Source organism: Agrobacterium sp. GD03872 (genome assembly GCF_029840625.1).
In the GTDB taxonomy this organism is placed as follows: domain Bacteria; phylum Pseudomonadota; class Alphaproteobacteria; order Rhizobiales; family Rhizobiaceae; genus Agrobacterium; species Agrobacterium fabrum_A.
Genome location: NZ_JAOCCY010000007.1, coordinates 74,394 through 87,459, shown reverse-complemented (window position 1 = coordinate 87,459; position 13,066 = coordinate 74,394). Strand labels below are relative to the sequence as shown.

The 13,066-nt window shown below is 60.7% G+C and carries 13 protein-coding genes; 11 read left to right on the top strand and 2 right to left on the bottom strand.

Translation table 11 applies throughout. The features are described 5' to 3' along the window. Positions 1 to 116: 116 nt before the first annotated feature. Complete coding sequence (locus N5D22_RS17135) at positions 117 to 512, bottom strand: cupin domain-containing protein (protein WP_279657062.1); 396 nt, start codon at positions 510 to 512, stop codon at positions 117 to 119. 304 nt (positions 513 to 816) lie between these two features. Here N5D22_RS17135 and N5D22_RS17130 point away from each other — a divergent pair, with 304 nt between their 5' ends. The 11 genes from N5D22_RS17130 to N5D22_RS17080 all read left to right on the top strand — a co-directional run bounded on the left by N5D22_RS17130 (position 817) and on the right by N5D22_RS17080 (position 12,481). After that, the gene (locus N5D22_RS17130; protein ID WP_149900807.1) at positions 817 to 1,839 is read left to right on the top strand and encodes a substrate-binding domain-containing protein; all 1,023 of its coding nucleotides are present in this window, start codon (positions 817 to 819) and stop codon (positions 1,837 to 1,839) included. A 103-nt stretch (positions 1,840 to 1,942) separates the two neighbouring features. Beyond that, a complete protein-coding gene (locus N5D22_RS17125; protein ID WP_279657060.1) occupies positions 1,943 to 3,436 on the top strand; it encodes a sugar ABC transporter ATP-binding protein in 1,494 nt (497 codons plus the stop codon). Beyond that, entirely contained in the window at positions 3,433 to 4,377 is a 945-nt protein-coding gene (locus N5D22_RS17120) for an ABC transporter permease (RefSeq protein WP_046800969.1), read from the top strand. Before N5D22_RS17125 ends, N5D22_RS17120 begins: the two co-directional genes overlap by 4 nt. A gap of 1 nt (position 4,378) precedes the next feature. After that, positions 4,379 to 5,347, top strand: a complete 969-nt coding sequence (locus N5D22_RS17115; RefSeq protein ID WP_065117786.1) for an ABC transporter permease — start codon at positions 4,379 to 4,381, stop codon at positions 5,345 to 5,347. A gap of 3 nt (positions 5,348 to 5,350) precedes the next feature. Then, positions 5,351 to 6,373, top strand: coding sequence for a LacI family DNA-binding transcriptional regulator (locus N5D22_RS17110; RefSeq protein ID WP_279657058.1), 1,023 nt, complete (start codon positions 5,351 to 5,353; stop codon positions 6,371 to 6,373). Positions 6,374 to 6,406: 33 nt separating this feature from the next. After that, complete coding sequence (locus tag N5D22_RS17105) at positions 6,407 to 7,456, top strand: sugar phosphate isomerase/epimerase (protein WP_279657057.1); 1,050 nt, start codon at positions 6,407 to 6,409, stop codon at positions 7,454 to 7,456. Between the two features lie 11 nt (positions 7,457 to 7,467). Continuing rightward, positions 7,468 to 8,637 carry a Gfo/Idh/MocA family oxidoreductase gene (locus N5D22_RS17100; protein WP_279657056.1) on the top strand — a complete coding sequence of 390 codons (1,170 nt, stop codon included), beginning with the start codon at positions 7,468 to 7,470 and terminating at the stop codon, positions 8,635 to 8,637. A 129-nt stretch (positions 8,638 to 8,766) separates the two neighbouring features. Then, positions 8,767 to 9,621: a sugar phosphate isomerase/epimerase gene (locus N5D22_RS17095; RefSeq protein WP_279657055.1), complete on the top strand. Its 855-nt coding sequence runs from the start codon at positions 8,767 to 8,769 to the stop codon at positions 9,619 to 9,621. 148 nt (positions 9,622 to 9,769) lie between these two features. After that, the gene (locus tag N5D22_RS17090) at positions 9,770 to 11,455 is read left to right on the top strand and encodes a GMC family oxidoreductase (RefSeq protein ID WP_279657054.1); all 1,686 of its coding nucleotides are present in this window, start codon (positions 9,770 to 9,772) and stop codon (positions 11,453 to 11,455) included. Continuing rightward, positions 11,455 to 12,015, top strand: a complete 561-nt coding sequence (locus tag N5D22_RS17085; RefSeq protein ID WP_279657053.1) for a gluconate 2-dehydrogenase subunit 3 family protein — start codon at positions 11,455 to 11,457, stop codon at positions 12,013 to 12,015. The genes N5D22_RS17090 and N5D22_RS17085 overlap by 1 nt, the downstream gene beginning before the upstream one ends. Before the next feature lie 70 nt (positions 12,016 to 12,085). Further along, positions 12,086 to 12,481 carry a cytochrome c family protein gene (locus tag N5D22_RS17080; RefSeq protein WP_279657052.1) on the top strand — a complete coding sequence of 132 codons (396 nt, stop codon included), beginning with the start codon at positions 12,086 to 12,088 and terminating at the stop codon, positions 12,479 to 12,481. Between the two features lie 56 nt (positions 12,482 to 12,537). Here N5D22_RS17080 and N5D22_RS17075 read toward each other — a convergent pair whose 3' ends face one another. Beyond that, the gene (locus N5D22_RS17075; protein WP_279657051.1) at positions 12,538 to 12,888 is read right to left on the bottom strand and encodes a DUF488 domain-containing protein; all 351 of its coding nucleotides are present in this window, start codon (positions 12,886 to 12,888) and stop codon (positions 12,538 to 12,540) included. Between the last annotated feature and the right edge of the window lie 178 nt (positions 12,889 to 13,066).

Below are 13,066 nucleotides of genomic sequence, written 5' to 3'. Positions count from 1 at the left end.
ATTTTTGCCGGCGAAAAACTTCCGCTGGCTGCAAAAGTGGGGCGTTTTGGCGGTTGCGGCGACTTTATTCCCGGGCGGTCCATGGAAGAGCCGCGCGCGATGCCGGCTTGGCCACGTCAGCCGCCATATTGGTCGTCCGTCACATGCTCCATCCAGTCCACCACCTTGCCGTCCTTAACCTCCTGAAGCGCAATATGGGTCATGGCGACATCGGGTGCGGCGCCGTGCCAGTGTCTTTCGCCCGGAGCGAACCATATGACATCGCCGGGGCGGATTTCTTCCACCGGACCGCCCTCACGCTGCGCCCGGCCAAGGCCGGAAACCACGATCAGGGTCTGGCCGAGGGGATGGGTGTGCCAGGCGGTGCGGGCGCCGGGTTCGAAGGTGACCTGGGCGCCCTGCACCCGTTCAGCATCGAAGGGGTTAAGAAGCGGATCGATGCGGACCTGACCCGTGAACCATGCCTCGGGGCCTTTCGCCGATGCCCGTGTTCCTGCGCGCAATATTTCCATGGTCGTTCTCCTGCCTGATATTGTTGGCGATTTGATGTGGGAAGCCCCTTGTCATGGGGAAGTGTAAACCTGATCGGGCAGACAGGCTCAAGGCATTTGTCCGAAGCCCGGCGTTGCGACTGTACCGACAGGCATTTCGTTCTTCTGCTCGCGGTTTTCAATGCCGCCAGCATTCATTTTTCCGTCTCTTTCCGGATGCCGCAACAAAAGTCATTCTCGGGATTGACTCGTTTATGAAAACGGTTACATTTGCTGATGTAAACGGTTTCATTGGTTAAAAACCGTGCTTGGAGGAGCAAATTTCATGTTTAGACATTTGATGGCTGCCGCCGCTTTGGTGCTGGCGGCGGGCACGTCGGCGTATGCCCAGGAGCAGAGCTTCAAGATCGGTCTTTCCAATTCTTTCGTCGGCAGCGAATGGCGCACGCAGATGATTGAAGAAGCCCAGGCCGCCGCAAAGGCGTGGGGTGAAAAGGGCGTCAAGGTCGAAGTCGTCGTTCAGAGCGGCAATGTCGATGTGCAGGGGCAGATCGGCCATATCCGCAATTTCATGAACCAGGGCGTTGATGCGATCCTTATCAATCCCGGCAGCCCGACCGCCTTCGATCCTATCTTCGCGCAGGCCAAGGCGCGCAATATTCTCGTCATCGCCACCGACGCCGAAGTCTCCTCGAAGGATGCGCTTTATGTCGGCATCGACCAGAAGGCATGGGCGGCGCAATCCGCGCAATGGCTTGCGGATGCGCTGAAGGGCAAGGGAAGCGTCGTCGCCATCAACGGCATCGCCGGCAACCCGGCAAACGAAGCCCGCGTCGCCGGTTACCGCGAAGTGTTCAAGAAATACCCTGACATCAAGGTGCTGAACGAAGCCAATGCGAGCTGGGATCAGGCGCAGGGCCAGCAGGCCATGCAGAACCTGCTCGCCACCTATCCCGATATCAGCGGTGTCTGGGTGCAGGACGGCATGGCGGACGGCGCATGGCGCGCCATCGAAGCCGCCGGCAAGACCAAGGACATTGCCGCAACAGGTGAAATCCGCAAGGACTTCATGACCCGCTGGGAAAAGGAAAAGTTCAATTCCGGCGCTTCGGTCAATCCTCCCGGCGTCATGGCCAGCGCGCTCAATGTCGCTGTCCTGAAGCTGCAGGGCAAGGAATTCAAGGACGGCATTTTTGGCGGCACCTATGGCAACGCCATCTATATTCCGATCCCCTTCGTCAGCAATGACAACCTTGCCGACAACATCAAGGCCGCCGATGGCAAGCCGGGCTACTGGTCCGTCACGGCAACCGTGACGCCGGAACAGGCCGGCGAGTTCTTCAAGTAAGAGCCGTTTCGGGTCGGCGGCGAACGCTGGCCCGAACCACAATTTCGAGTGCGGAGACGGCCTTGGCCGGCCGCCTGTGACAAGCATCATTCGGGGACATGCGATGGCGAACGCTTTGGAAGCGGCCGGCATAACGAAGAATTTTGGCGCGGTGCGCGCGCTTTCCGACGGCAGGCTGACGGTTGGTCGCGGTGAAATTCACGCGCTTCTCGGCGCCAATGGCTGCGGCAAGAGCACGCTCTGCAAGATCGTTGCGGGTGCTGTCGCGCCGACCAGCGGCGCGATCAGGTTCAATGGCGAAGACGTGCGCTTCAAAAGTCCGCGGGACGCCGAAAATGCCGGTATTGCGCTGTTTTATCAGGAACTCAGCCTCGTTCCGCAGCTTTCCGTCGCCGATAATATCTTTCTCGGCCGCGAGCCGAAACGTGGCATCTTTGTCGACGGCAAGGCGCAGAAGGCCGAAGCGGCGAGACTGATCGCGCTGTTTGACGGCGTGGCTGGCGAAGGGCTGGAGCCGGATGCGATCGTCGGCAATCTGCCGCCCGATCAGCGCCAGCTCGTCGAAATCCTCAAGGTCTTCGCCCAGAACGCCAGCCTGATGATTATGGACGAGGCGACAGCGGCGCTCGATGGCCGCCAGTCCCAGCGCTTTTTCGAGATACTCCGGGCCAAGAAGGCCGACGGCGTCTCCACCATCATGATTTCCCATCGTCTCGACGAGGTTTTCGCCGTCTGCGACCGCATCACCGTGATGCGCAACGGCGCGACGATTTCCGAGCTCGATACGGCGGCAACCACGCGCGAAGCCGTCGTGCATGATATGGTCGGGGATGTTCGGGCCGCTCCTGCCCGTCAGAACGGGCGTTCGGCTGCTGCGCCGAGCCTGAAGCTGGCGGATGTGGCGGGTGAGGGTGTTCGCGGTGTCACTCTCGAAGCCTATCCGGGCGAAATCGTCGGTCTGGCCGGCTTGCAGGGTCAGGGCCAGTCGGCCTTGCTGAAGGGTCTTTTCGGCGCCAACCCATTTGCCTCAGGCCAAATCCGGTTTGAGGGTCGTGAAATCACCATCGGCAAGCCTTCGCAGGCGGTTCATAGTGGTTTTGCCTATGTCTCTGGCGACCGTGGCCGTGACGCTTCCCTTCAGGGTCGGTCGATCTTCGAAAATCTCGTCGCGGCGCTGATGGTGCGCGAAAAGATGCGGCTGGTTCGTCCCGCGACGCTGAAGCCGCGCGTGCAGAAGGTCGCTGATGACATGAAGACGAAGTTTGCCGGCCTGGATATGCCGATAGGCACGCTTTCAGGCGGCAACCAGCAGAAAATCTTCATTTCCCGCTGGCTCGCCACCGCGCCGAAACTGCTGCTGCTCGACGATCCGACCAAGGGCATCGATCTTGGCGCAAAGGCGGATCTCTTCGCGCTGATGCGGCAGCAGGCCGACGCCGGCGCGACCATCCTTCTCTATTCCTCTGAAGATGCGGAAATCCTCGAATATGCCGACCGCATTCTTGTGTTCAACGGTGGACGCATTTCTGCGGAACTGACCGGAGCCGACATGACATCCGTAAACATGACCCGCGCCGCCTATGGAGATGCCGCATGAGCGCCTCCGGTTTTCTGCGCAGGCAGCCATGGGTCATCACCCTCGTCGTACTGGCGCTTCTCATCGCCGTGAACACGTTTCTGCAACCCTCCTTCGTTCAGCCCTCCGTGCTGCAATCGAACCTGACGACGTTTCTGCCCCTGATCCTGGTCGCCATCGGCCAGACCTATGTCATTCTGGCGGGCGATATCGATCTGTCGGTCGGCAGCATCGTGGCGCTCGCCAATGTCGTCACCGTCAGTGTCATCGCAGCACTCGGCGGCACGACAGGCGCCGTCTTTGCCGGCATGGCGGCGGGTGCGGCTGTCGGGCTGCTCTGCGGACTGGTCAATGGCCTCTTCATATCCGGCCTGCGCTTCCAGCCGATCGTCACCACTTTCGCCACCGGCATCATCTTCGCCGGGCTGGCGATCTGGGTGCTGCCGCAGGCGGGTCTTCCGGTGCCGGAGGCCTATTGGCAGACCTATTCCGGCAGCTTCATCGGTTTGCCCTTCGTGCTGTGGGTGCTGATTGGGGGCATCGCCTTCACCCTCATCGTGTCGCGCATTCCGTTTCATACGCACCTGTTGGCCGTCGGCGGCAATCGCACCGGGGCTTTCCAGACGGGTCTGCGTCTTTCGGGTATCCGCATCGGCGCATATATGATCTCCGGTCTGTTCTCGGCGCTGGCGGCGCTTTGCCTGACGGGGGAGACGGCCTCGGGCGACCCGCTGCTCGGCGCGAGTCTGGCGCTGTCCTCCATCTCGGCCGTGGTTCTGGGCGGCACCGCACTTTCCGGCGGTTTCGGCAGCTCGACAGGGTCGATTGCCGGCGCGCTGGTGCTCGGCATGATCGGCAATGTGATTTTCTTTGCGGGCCTGCCCTTCGAGTACCAGACACTGGTGCAGGGTTTGATCGTGCTGACGGCGCTGGCCGGCGGTGTTCTGGTGACGAGGCGTTGATATGACCAATCCCGGCTTGCAAATCAAAACCCTCCTTACCGATCCCCTGACCATCGCCATTGGTGCATCGGTCTTCCTGCTGCTGGTCGGCGAATTGTTGTCCCCCGGCTTCGCACAGGGTTCGCAGATCGTGCGGCTGCTGACGATTGCCGCCATTCTCGGCATCGTCGCGGCGGGTCAGAACCTCGTCATCCTTGGCGGGCGCGAAGGCATCGATCTATCCGTCGGCGCGATGATTTCGCTTGGCGCCGTTCTTGCCGGCAATATGATGAACGGTCAGAATGCGGGCATTCCGCTCGCCATTCTGGTTGCCGGCGGCATTCCCTTCCTGATCGGCCTCATCAACGGCCTCGGCATTACCTTCGTGCGCATTCCGCCGCTGGTCATGACGCTTGGCATGACGGCGGTCATTCAGGGCGGGCTGGTCGTTTATTCGCAGGGTGTTCCGTCAGGTGCGGCGGCCCCTCTGCTGGCGGGTTTCATCAACCGGCCGCTCATTTTCGGCATTCCCGGTGTGCTCTTCGTCTGGCTGGGCATTGCCGCGATCATGCTGTTCGTGCTGCGCCGCACCGCCTTCGGTTTCGCCATCTACGCCATCGGTTCGAACGAGCGGGCGGCGACACTCACTGGATTGCCCGTCTCTTTGATCCGCACGCTGCTTTATGGCCTCTCCGGCCTGTTTGCCGGGCTGACCGGGGTGTGCGTCATCGGTTACACCGGCACGTCCTTCATCTCCGTCGGCGATCAATATGTGCTTCCGTCGATCATCGCTGTTGTCATCGGCGGCACCTCGCTTGCCGGCGGCGCGGGTGGATATGTCGGAACCATGGCCGGGGCGGTTGCGCTCACCATTCTGCAAAGCGTACTGATAACGCTCAACCTCGATGTATGGGCACGGCAGATCATATTCGGTGTCACGTTGCTAGCGCTGATGCTGCTTTATGGCCGCCAAAAGCAGTTGCGTGTGTGACAGATGAGCAAAGACCAAGGTTCGAATATCAGGGAAGTGGCAGCTCTCGCGGGCGTTTCCATCGCGACCGTATCGCGGGCGCTGCAACAACCCGACAAGGTTCGCCCGGAAACCCGCAAGAAGGTTTTCGACGCCGTGCGGCAGGCAAACTTCGTTCCCAATGCGCAGGCGGCAAGCTTCCGCCGCCAATCCAACAACACCGTCATCCTCCTCGTTCGCGATATCGGCAACCCGTTTTATCTCGAAATCTACAAGGGCGTGGAAGAAGCGGCGGGCGAAGCGGGCTTCAAGGTGCTGATGGGCGACGCCCGCAACGACGAGAACCGCGTGGCGACCCATATCGACATGGTGCGCCAGAAACATGCCGACGGGCTTATCCTGATGACCGGCCAGTTTCCCTCCGAGCTTCTCGATCAGGGCGACGCGCTGCCGCCCATCGTCATTGCGTCGGAAACGGTGCCCGGCCTCGCGCTGCCGACCGTCAAGGTGGACAACCGCGCCGCCTCCATCAACGCCATGCGCCACCTCATCGCTGCAGGGCATCAAAGGATCGTGCATCTGGCCGGCCCCGTTCCGGAAAGTCTGGCGCAGGAGCGTTTCGACGGTTACCGCGCGGCACTTGCCGAGGCCGGCATAACTTACAGTGACGAACTGGTGGTGACGGGCGATTACAGCATCGAGGCCGGCCGTCAGGCGATTGGCAGCCTTCTCGAAGGCGGCATTGCCTTCACCGCAATCTTCGCCTCGAGCGACCAGATGGCGATTGGCGCGATCAGCGAGTTGCGGGCGCGTGGCGTTTCGGTTCCGGCCGATGTCTCCGTCATCGGCTTCGACGACATCATTTTCGCCAATGCCTTTGAGCCGCCGCTGACCACGGTGCGCCAGCCCCGGCAGGAAATGGGCCGCAGGGCCATGGCGCTGATGGTGGACCGGCTGAACGGCAAACGCACGGCCGAAACCATCGTGCTGGATACGGAACTGGTGGTGCGCGGCTCGGTCGCGCCCTGCCGCCCGCCGCATCGGTAGCGGCCAGACTGTGAATGCAAGGAGTGTAAGGACATGAAGACGATCAAAGGCCCGGCGATTTTCCTCGCGCAATTTGTCGGGGAAAAGGCCCCCTTCGACACGCTCGACAATCTCGGCCAATGGGCGGCTTCCCTCGGTTACAAGGGCATTCAGGTGCCGACCAATCCCAGGCTCTTCGATCTTGAAAAAGCCGCTGCATCCAAGACCTATTGCGACGATATCAAGGGCCGTCTGGCCGAGATCGGCGTCGAGATCACCGAGCTTTCGACCCATATTCAGGGCCAGCTTGTCGCCGTTCACCCGGCCTATGATGAAATGTTCGACGGTTTTGCACCCGCTGAACTGCGCGGCAAACCTCACGCGCGGCAGGAATGGGCGGTTAACCAGCTGAAATATGCGGCGAAAGCCTCGCAGCATCTCGGTCTCAAAAGCCACGCCACCTTCTCCGGCGCACTCGCCTGGCCCTTCGTTTACCCTTGGCCGCAGCGCCCGGCGGGTCTTGTCGAAATGGCCTTTGCGGAGCTGGGCAAGCGCTGGACACCTATTCTCAATACATTCGAGGAGAATGGCGTCGATCTCTGCTACGAATTGCATCCGGGCGAAGATCTGCATGACGGCATCACCTTCGAGCGTTTTCTCGAAGCCACCGGTAACCACCCGTGCGCCAACATCCTCTACGATCCCTCCCACTTCGTCCTTCAGGCGATGGATTATCTCGATTTCATCGACATCTACCACGAGCGCATCCGCGCCTTTCACGTCAAGGATGCCGAGTTCAATCCGACCGGCCGTTCCGGCGTTTATGGCGGTTATCAAGGCTGGGTCGACCGGCCGGGGCGTTTCCGTTCGCTGGGCGACGGGCATGTCGATTTCGGCGCGGTGTTTTCCAAGCTCACCCAATATGACTTCGACGGCTGGGCGGTGCTGGAATGGGAATGCGCGCTGAAACACCCGGAAGACGGTGCGCGTGAGGGTGTCGGCTTCATTCAAGATCACATCATCCGCGTGACCGAGCGGGCTTTCGACGATTTCGCCAAAAGCGGTGTCGATGATGCCGCCAACCGCCGCCTTCTCGGTCTATGAAAGGAAATCCCATGTCTCCCACAACAGCGAAATTCAACAGCCGCCGCATTCGTCTCGGCATGGTCGGCGGCGGTCAGGGCGCGTTCATCGGTGCTGTGCATCGCATCGCGGCCCGGCTGGATGACCGTTACGAACTGGTGGCCGGCGCGCTTTCTTCCGATCCGGCACGCGCCAGCGCTTCGGCAACGCTGCTCGGCATTGCGCCCGAGCGCTCCTATGCGTCGTTCGAGGAAATGGCGGCGGCCGAGGCCGGCCGTGTGGACGGGATTGAGGCCGTCGCCATCGTCACCCCCAATCACCTGCATTTTGCCCCGTCCAAGGCGTTTCTCGACGCCGGCATCCATGTCATCTGCGACAAGCCGGTCACCGCGACGCTGGAAGAGGCCACAGAACTGGCAAAGATCGTCAGGGCATCCGACAGGCTGTTCATCCTGACGCACAACTACACCGGTTACGCCATGCTGCGGCAGATGCGGGAGATGATCGCAAACGGCGATATCGGCAAGCTGCGCCATGTCCAGGCTGAATATGCGCAGGACTGGCTGACCGAAGCGGTCGAAAAGACCGGTGCGAAAGGCGCGGAATGGCGCACGGACCCGAGCCGCTCCGGCGCGGGCGGGGCAATCGGCGATATCGGCACTCATGCCTTCAATGCCGCCGCCTTCGTGACGGGTGAAATCCCCTCGAGCCTTTATGCCGATCTAACCTCCTTCGTGCCGGGACGGCAGCTGGATGACAGCGCCAATATTCTTTTGCGTTACGAAAGCGGCGCCAAGGGCATGCTCTGGGCAAGCCAGATCGCGGTCGGCAATGAAAACGCCCTGTCGCTCCGGGTCTATGGCGAAAAGGGCGGGCTGGAATGGCACCACCGCGTGCCGGACGAGTTGTGGTTCACGCCTTACGGGGAACCGAAGCGGTTGATTACCCGCAACGGTGCGGGCGCGGGTGCGGCCGCCAATCGGGTCAGCCGCGTGCCGTCAGGGCATCCGGAGGGATATCTCGAGGGTTTTGCGACGATCTACCGCGAAGCCGCAGACGCAATCATCGCAAAAAGGGAGGGAAAGACAGCCGCCGGGGATGTGATTTACCCCAGCATAGAGGATGGCCTTGCGGGTCTCGCATTCATCGATGCGGCCGTCCGGTCCAGCCGGACCTCGTCCTGGGTAGGGATCGACATCTAGACCACTGGATATCGGGGACGGACGACGCAGGGCATTGGAGGCTGTGCCCGGCATTACCCGACTAAGGGTTCGGGGAAAGCGCGGGCACGCGTGTCGTCACATTGATCAAACGGAAAGGGAGTTACGCGTTTGAAAACGTTCAAGTCAAAATTCGCAGGCATGGCATTCGTCGTCGGATTGGCGGCGGGTATCGCAAATCCGGTTCTTGCCGAAGACAGCAAGGCGCTGCCGATTGCCGCGCAGATGTACACGCTGCGCAATTCCGGAACGCTGGAGGAGCAGCTTGCCATTATCAACCGCGCTGGCGTCTCTGCCGTTGAAACGGTGGATATGCAGAAGGTCAGTGCAAACGAGCTGAACAGGCTGTTGGAAAAGCACAGGATCAAGGTCATTTCCTCGCATGTGCCGATCGACAAGCTGCGCGGTAACCTCGATGAGGTCATCACCGAGCAGAAGGCAGTTGGCAATCTTGTCGTGACCATGCCTTATCTCAAGCCGGAAGACCGCCCGAAGGATGCCGCAGGCTGGACCGCCTTCGGCAAGGAGCTCGGCGGTTATGCCGACAAGCTTTCCACCGCAGGCCTCGCCATGGCCTATCACAACCACGACTTTGAAATGGTCAAGTTCGATGGCAAGACGGCGCTGGAACTGCTGCTCGATGCCGCCGGCCCGAAACTGCAGGCCGAAGTCGATGTCGCCTGGGTGGCGCGCAGCGGCAATGATCCGGCCGAATTCCTCGGCACATTGAAGGGCAAGGTTTTTGCCATCCACGCCAAGGACAATGCGCCTGCCGGCACGGCGGAGAACGAGCACGGCTTCGCCACACTCGGCGCCGGCGTTCTCGACTGGAAAACGATCCTGCCGGCGGCCAAACAGGCCGGCGCAAAATGGTTCATCCTTGAGCACGACCTTCCGCTCGATGCCGAAGCTGTCCTGACCAAGGGCAATGCGTTCCTCAACGAACGCCTGCCGACCATTCAGTAAACACTGCCGGTAAAACCAGAACCGCTCCCCGGCGGTGGTTTTCGGCGGGGAGCATGAGGTTCGACAGACGCATATCCATTTTCCGCCGCGCCGCGACGGGAAGCGCTTCGTCCCGTCGTTTTTTCAAGCACATATCGGAGGAGTTAGCATGGCAGATAATTATTATGATGCGATTGTTGTCGGCTCGGGCATCAGTGGAGGCTGGGCCGCAAAGGAACTCACGCAAAAGGGCCTGAAGGTTCTGATGCTGGAGCGCGGCCGCAACATCGAACACATCACCGACTATCAGAATGCCGACAAGGAAGCCTGGGACTATCCCCATCGCAACCGCGCCACGCAGGAAATGAAAGCGAAATATCCCGTTCTCAGCCGCGATTACCTGCTGGAAGAGGCGACGCTCGGCATGTGGGCCGATGAGCAGGAAACGCCCTATATCGAGGAAAAGCGCTTCGACTGGTTCCGTGGTTATCATGTTGGCGGCCGATCGCTGCTCTGGGGACGCCAGACCTATCGCTGGTCGCAGACCGATTTCGAGGCCAATGCGAAAGAAGGCATCGCCGTCGACTGGCCGATCCGCTATGAAGACGTCTCTCCCTGGTATGACTATGTCGAACGTTTTGCCGGCATTTCCGGCAGCCGCGAGGGGTTGGACATTCTCCCTGATGGTGAATTCCTGCCGCCCATTCCGCTCAATTTCGTGGAGCAGGACGTGGCCAGCCGGCTGAAGAAGGCGTTCAAGGGCACGCGCCACCTCATCAATTCGCGCTGCGCCAACATTACCCAGGAACTTCCCGATCAGGAACGCACGCGCTGTCAGTTCCGCAACAAGTGTCGGCTGGGCTGTCCCTTCGGCGGCTATTTCAGCACGCAGGCATCCACGCTGCCTGCGGCACTCGCCACCGGCAATCTCACGCTTCGGCCCTTCTCCATCGTCAAGGAGATCCTCTACGACAAGGTCACCAAGAAGGCGCGCGGTGTCGAGATCATCGATGCAGAAACCAACCTGACCTATGAATATATCGCCGATATCATCTTCCTGAACGCCTCGACGCTGAACTCGACCTGGGTGCTGATGAATTCCGCCACCGATGTCTGGGAAGGCGGGCTTGGAAGCAGCTCGGGCGAACTCGGCCATAACGTGATGGACCACCATTTCCGCATGGGCGCGACCGGCCAGGTGGAAGGCTTCGAGGACTTCTACTTCAAGGGCCGTCGTCCCGCGGGCTTCTACATTCCGCGTTTCCGCAACACGGGAGACGACAAGCGTAAATATTTGCGCGGCTTCGGCTATCAGGGCTCGGCCAGCCGTTCGCGCTGGGAACGGGAAATCGCGGAACTGAATATCGGCGCCGATTACAAGGAGGCCCTGACCGAGCCGGGCGGCTGGACCATCGGTATGACCGCCTTCGGTGAAATGCTGCCCTATCACGACAACCGCGTGAAACTCGATCATGACAAGAAGGACAAATGGGGCCTGCCGGTCCTCTCCATGAATGTCGAGATGAAGCAGAATGAACTCGACATGCGCGAAGACATGGTCAATGACGCGGTCGAGATGTTCGAGGCGGTCGGCATCAAGAATGTCAAACCCTCGAAGGGCAACTATGCGCCGGGCATGGGCATTCACGAAATGGGAACGGCCCGCATGGGGCGCGACCCGAAAACCTCCGTCCTCAATGGCAACAACCAGGTCTGGGATGCGCCCAACGTCTTTGTCACTGACGGCGCCTGCATGACCTCGGCCTCCTGCGTCAACCCGTCTTTGACCTATATGGCGCTGACGGCGCGTGCGGCTGATTTTGCCGTCTCCGAAATGAAGAAGGGGAACCTGTGATGAACAGACGCGAACTGCTGAAACTGATAGCCATCGCCACTGGCCTTCCGCTGATCGGTGCTGATGTCGTCATGGCCGCGAAAAATGCCGCCAAGCAGGCCGGCGGCGGCCATGTGTTCAACCCGGAGGAGATCCGCTTTCTGGACGAGGTGGCGGAAACCATTATTCCCCGTACCTCCACGCCGGGGGCGAAGGATGCTGAAGTGGGTGCATTCATGGCCGTCTATGCGGCCGATTGCTACACCGACGAGCAACGGACGCTTTTCCTCTCGGCAATTTCCGACATCGAGAAGCGCAGTCAGGCCGAACACAAGAAGGCCTTTCTGGAGCTGACGGCGGCAGAGCGGCAGACGCTGCTTTCCGCGCTGGACAAACAGGCCAAGGCGGAACAGACCCCGGCGAAGCCGCACGCCTTCACGCTCGTCAAGCAGCTGACGCTGCTCGGTTTCTTCACCTCGAAGATCGGCGCCACGGAAGTTCTTGTTTACGACGAAATCCCCGGCGGTTTCGAAGACCGCGTTCCCTATAAGAAGGGCACGCCTGCCTGGGGCACGACCTGAAGAGAGAACCCTCCGGCCCGTCCGCATTTGCGGGCGGGCCGTATTTCTGCGGCAAGACAAGGATGACACGATGCGCAGTATAATCATCATCGCGGCGGCGATGCTCGCGGCCGGCACCATTCCCGCTCTTTCGGAGGGCGATGTTGCCAAGGGGGAGGCGGTCTTCAAGCGCTGTTCCGCCTGTCACGCCATAGGCGAGGGCGCGAAAAACAGGGTCGGCCCGCAGCTTAACGGCATTATCGGCCGTGCGGCGGGCGGCGTGCCCGACTATAATTATTCGGGTGGCATGAAAAAAGCCGGCGAGGACGGCCTTGTCTGGACACCGGAAGAATTGCGGGATTTCCTGAGCGCGCCCAAGAAGAAAATACCCGGCAACAAGATGGCGCTGGCCGGCATCAGCAAACCGGAAGATCTGGACAATCTGATCGCCTATATTGAAAACGCGGCTTCGAAACCGGCGGAATGAGACCGGATAACCTGCCGGGTAGAGAAACAGCCCGGTCTGCGGGCGAGGCGGAATGTTCAGCGCGAACGGAGATAGGCCGCGAGAACGAGGGCGTGATTGTGCTCCGTGTCATGGGCGGCATAAAGCAGCGTCACGCGTCCCTCGGCCATAAATGCCTTCATGCGCGCCACGGCGTCCGGATTGGCTGACAGTTCCGCCTCATAGCGGTGGGTGAACTCCGCAAAGCGCGACGGCATATGGGAGAAATTCTTGCGCAATTCGTTACTCGGCGCGATCTCCTTCAGCCAGATCGAAAGCTGTGCCGTTTCCTTGCGCATGCCGCGGGGCCAGAGCCTGTCCACCAGGATGCGCGCGCCGTCATCGTCGCTGGCAGGCTCGTAAATCCGTTTGACCCTTATATCGTGCATGGACGTCCTCCCTCGCTTGGCAAGCGGGGAATTTATAACAGTCTTTGCGGAGTTGCGCCCGAAAATCATCCCGCTTGAGCCTTGCTGCGGCGGGCTTGCGGGGCCCGTGAGACTCAAGAGGCAATCGTCTTGAAGGTCGCCAACGAAATACCGGGATGGCCGGTAAATAAATCGCCGT

Bases quoted from the DNA above. Each gene is read 5' to 3' on its own strand.
- N5D22_RS17115 (WP_065117786.1), top strand. From the start codon at position 4,379: ATGACCAATCCCGGCTTGCAAATCAAAACCCTCCTTACCGATCCCCTG.
- N5D22_RS17075 (WP_279657051.1), bottom strand. From the start codon at position 12,888: ATGCACGATATAAGGGTCAAACGGATTTACGAGCCTGCCAGCGACGAT.
- N5D22_RS17100 (WP_279657056.1), top strand. From the start codon at position 7,468: ATGTCTCCCACAACAGCGAAATTCAACAGCCGCCGCATTCGTCTCGGC.
- N5D22_RS17130 (WP_149900807.1), top strand. From the start codon at position 817: ATGTTTAGACATTTGATGGCTGCCGCCGCTTTGGTGCTGGCGGCGGGC.
- N5D22_RS17110 (WP_279657058.1), top strand. From the start codon at position 5,351: ATGAGCAAAGACCAAGGTTCGAATATCAGGGAAGTGGCAGCTCTCGCG.
- N5D22_RS17135 (WP_279657062.1), bottom strand. From the start codon at position 512: ATGGAAATATTGCGCGCAGGAACACGGGCATCGGCGAAAGGCCCCGAG.
- N5D22_RS17090 (WP_279657054.1), top strand. From the start codon at position 9,770: ATGGCAGATAATTATTATGATGCGATTGTTGTCGGCTCGGGCATCAGT.
- N5D22_RS17085 (WP_279657053.1), top strand. From the start codon at position 11,455: ATGAACAGACGCGAACTGCTGAAACTGATAGCCATCGCCACTGGCCTT.
- N5D22_RS17125 (WP_279657060.1), top strand. From the start codon at position 1,943: ATGGCGAACGCTTTGGAAGCGGCCGGCATAACGAAGAATTTTGGCGCG.
- N5D22_RS17080 (WP_279657052.1), top strand. From the start codon at position 12,086: ATGCGCAGTATAATCATCATCGCGGCGGCGATGCTCGCGGCCGGCACC.
- N5D22_RS17120 (WP_046800969.1), top strand. From the start codon at position 3,433: ATGAGCGCCTCCGGTTTTCTGCGCAGGCAGCCATGGGTCATCACCCTC.
- N5D22_RS17105 (WP_279657057.1), top strand. From the start codon at position 6,407: ATGAAGACGATCAAAGGCCCGGCGATTTTCCTCGCGCAATTTGTCGGG.